The sequence below is a fragment of the Methanosaeta sp. UBA356 genome (genome assembly GCF_002496465.1).
Classification (GTDB): Archaea; Halobacteriota; Methanosarcinia; order Methanotrichales; family Methanotrichaceae; genus Methanothrix; species Methanothrix soehngenii.
Window position 1 is genome coordinate 10,631 of the sequence record NZ_DAKC01000103.1, and the last position, 3,293, is coordinate 13,923.

Annotated in this window: 3 protein-coding genes and 1 pseudogene; 2 read left to right on the forward strand and 2 right to left on the reverse strand. The window is 51.7% G+C overall.

Annotation, left to right across the window (positions count from 1 at the left end):
• Window positions 1-40: 40 nt before the first annotated feature.
• Window positions 41-661, reverse strand: coding sequence for a YkgJ family cysteine cluster protein (locus BP727_RS09625; protein ID WP_273277870.1), 621 nt, complete (start codon window positions 659-661; stop codon window positions 41-43).
• An 84-nt stretch (window positions 662-745) separates the two neighbouring features.
• Window positions 746-1,291 carry a GMP synthase subunit A gene (locus tag BP727_RS09630; RefSeq protein WP_273277869.1) on the reverse strand — a complete coding sequence of 182 codons (546 nt, stop codon included), beginning with the start codon at window positions 1,289-1,291 and terminating at the stop codon, window positions 746-748.
• A 66-nt stretch (window positions 1,292-1,357) separates the two neighbouring features.
• Between BP727_RS09630 and fae the strand changes: the two genes are divergently transcribed.
• Both fae and BP727_RS09640 read left to right on the forward strand, forming a co-directional pair.
• Window positions 1,358-1,888 (forward strand): formaldehyde-activating enzyme, encoded by a 531-nt coding sequence (gene fae, locus BP727_RS09635; RefSeq protein WP_286858561.1) that lies wholly within the window; start codon window positions 1,358-1,360, stop codon window positions 1,886-1,888.
• Between the two features lie 377 nt (window positions 1,889-2,265).
• A pseudogene (locus tag BP727_RS09640) lies at window positions 2,266-3,293 on the forward strand (hypothetical protein); the annotation flags it as partial.

The following is a 3,293-nucleotide window of genomic DNA, read 5'->3' on the forward strand; positions in this document are numbered from 1 at the left end:
GAGAAGGAGAAAAGCCTCATCGATAAGATCGTAGACGAGGTTAAGAGCGCTGTGCAGTGAAAAGGGGGATTGTGTGCTCTCCCTCGCTATCATGTATGATGCAGCAGTTGCCCTCTTTGCACCCGCCCCGCTGGAAGTCCTGGTATTTTTTGGTGAGCGCTATTGCCTCCACAATCTCAGTGATATGGCGCAAGATGAGCTGCCCGGCGATCTCTTGGGCAGCATCCTCATTTATTCTCATCCCCAGGCCGGGGCATTCCGAGCAGCGTAGCTCGCCCTCCACCAGGTAGAAGGGATAGGTGCGGCAGAGAAGGGGGCGCTGGCCATAGATATTGCATTGCCCCTTTTCATAAAACCGGCAGCGCAATCCCTCCTTTTTGAGCCTCCACTCCAGGGTATGGAAGTTGCCGTTGTTGTCCCATTCGCCCTCTTCCGGCGGCTGGGCTACCTCCAGCCAATCCAGCCTCCTCTTCGCCATGATTCGTCTTACCTCAAAGGGAAAGACAACCACGCTGTTATCATCGCCCCGGCAGCATTGGCCGCAGCCCAGGCACTGAAATCCGATCCTCTCGATCTGGCCGGCCAGGGACCGGGCCGAGAGGTGCCTAGCTGCGGCGTATGATCGCTCAAGATCTGCTAATAGAAGATTCTTATCGGGCACGAAGCTCACAAATCCATATTGAACATCCAGTCACTTAAGATGCGGTTCTGGGCGTGCAGTCATCCCCCTGAGACCCTGTCGGAATCATCTTTTGCATATGTTTATAAAATTGTCCAGAAGCTCTTCACCATGCTCGGTGTGCACCACCTCTGGATGCCATTGCACTCCATACAGAGGCCTATTGCGATGCTTCATGGCCTCGATATCACAGATCCTGGAAGTGGCGAGCCTCTGGAACTGAGAAGGAAGCAGTGACACCTGGTCGGCATGAGATGCCCAGGTTTTGAACTTTGCCGGAAAGCCTTTCAGGATGTCGTCTTCATCGATCAGCTCCACATCCACCTGGGCATAGCCTCCGATGCTTCCTGCCGTGACCTGACCACCAAAGGTGGTGCCCATGATCTGCATGCCCAGGCATATCCCCAGGATGGGAATGTCAAGCTTCAAAAGATAATCGCGACAGTTTCCGGCGCGATCCAAGGATGGTCCTCCTCCAAGTATCAAGCCGTCGGCATCGATATCTTCTGGTGGCGTCTGGTTGGAGGCGAGGTCACAGTCCACCTTATCCCGTATGCTGCGCCTGATGAGGTGATTGAACTGTCCATAGTTGTTGATTACGATCACTCGCATTAATGCAACAATGCATTGCATTATGATGATATAATTTTTGGCCCACTGCTTAGATTACAAATTTATATGAAAAAGACCAAAAGGTTGGTTATGTCGCAATCTTTTCAGAGGGTACTTGTTGGTGAAGCACTGGTCGGAGAGGGGCCCGAGGTAGCGCATATAGATCTGGTTATGGGACCAAGGGATAGCCCGGTGGAAAAGGCATTTGTGAGGGCACTTGCATCGCCATCCCGGGGCCATACGCCATTGTTGGCCGTCCTTGCCCCCAATCTGCCGGTTAAGCCCTCGACCCTGATGGTCAACAAGGTCACCATAAAGAATGCCCAGCAGGCAATAATGGTCTTTGGCCCTGTGCAGGCAGCAGTGGCACGAGCTGTGATGGATTGCGTCGAGTCGGGAGTACTGCCCGAGGAGTTGGCGGACGATCTTTTTATAATAGTGTCTGTATTTGTGGAGTGGGATGCAAAAGATAAAGATAAGGTTTATGAATATAATTATCAGGCCACGAAGATTGCCATAGAACGCGCAGCGAATAGAGAGCCAAAGCCAGGGGATATTCTGGCCGCGAAGAGCACTGCGAAGCACCCCTTTGCTTGAAATCATCCATCTGCTCTAGATCTATACGGGAATCACAGAGGTTTCACATGAGATTGATCCCCGAAGAGATCTTGATAGAGCCTCTATGTGAAAAATAAGTTCATAATCTCCTGATGGAAGATCTGTGAGATATCAAATGAGCCATTAGATGGAATGCAGAGCAAGAATCAGAATAGGGGTCCAGATAGGGATCAGATGGTTGATGAAATGATAAATCGGATGATAGTTCTCGGCCATGAAGGCCGTTGGAAGGAAGTGGGATAGGAGAGGAGAGTGAGGATATGCGTAAAAGGGATAAGGATAGTGAGTATACAGTTAATGTTAAATTAAAAAAAGTGCTGAATCATAGATACAAGAAGCAATTTCTTGTTCTTGCTATGATCCTGTCTGTGAGCGTGCTCTTGAGTGCGTTCGCTTATGCGCAGGAACAGCCTGGGGGATTTCCCGAGGGGATAGGTTTCCCTGAGCAGGTTGATTCTGCATTTTCAGATATTGCAAATCAACCGCCATCGATCAGAAGCGTCGAGCCAGACAAGCCCAGCCCCCAGCCTATGGGCACCGCTATAAAATGGACGGTTCGGGCGGAGGACCCTGAGAACGATCCAATATCGTATATGTTCCAGCTAAAGGATTCTGCTACATGGGTCCCATTGACGCAATGGATAGATGAGAACACCTGGACATGGAACACGGCTGCATTGGAGCCGGGAAACTACCAGATCAGAGTCTTAGTGAGAGATCCAATGCATACCAGTGGGGACTTCAAGCTCGATGAGAGGATAATAGACTATCAAATAACAGCTCCCCAGGTCCCGGCAGAGGTCAGTGCGCCTGCAGCCGTTCCCGAATTGGAACAGGCTCCTGTGATTGAACAGCCGATAGTGCAGGCCCCTGAGCAGATAGCAGCGCCGGTAAATCAGCCTCCTCAAGTGCTGAGCCTTAATGCCGATCTAGCCAGTCCCCAGATTGCTGGTGCAGCGGTGACCTTCATCGCGGCAGCATCCGATCCGGAGAACGATCCATTGGAGTTCATGTTCCTGGTTGACGGCCAGGCTCGCACGGATTTCATTAATAATCCCAGCTGGACCTGGATGACAACCGAGCAGGATATCGGCTCCCATTCCATCGAGGTTCGGGCCCGGGACAACAACCACAATCCACAGGGTGACAGCTCTCAGGCGACTCAGTTTGCCATTGAGCCGGTGCCAAACAATCCACCCCAGATGGTCGATCTCTCTGCCGATCAGCCCAGCCCCCAAATAGCTGGCGCAGCAGTGACATTCACTGCAGCGGCATCCGATCCAGAGAACGATCCATTGGAGTTCATGTTCCTGGTTGATGGCCAGGCTCGCACGGATTTCATTAATAATCCCAGCTGGACCTGGACGACAACCGAGCAGGATAT

What these genes read in the sequence shown, in the direction of transcription:
- BP727_RS09630 (WP_273277869.1), bottom strand. Translation starts at nt 1,291, where the DNA reads ATGCGAGTGATCGTAATCAACAACTATGGACAGTTCAATCACCTCATC.
- fae (WP_286858561.1), top strand. Translation starts at nt 1,358, where the DNA reads ATGAAAAAGACCAAAAGGTTGGTTATGTCGCAATCTTTTCAGAGGGTA.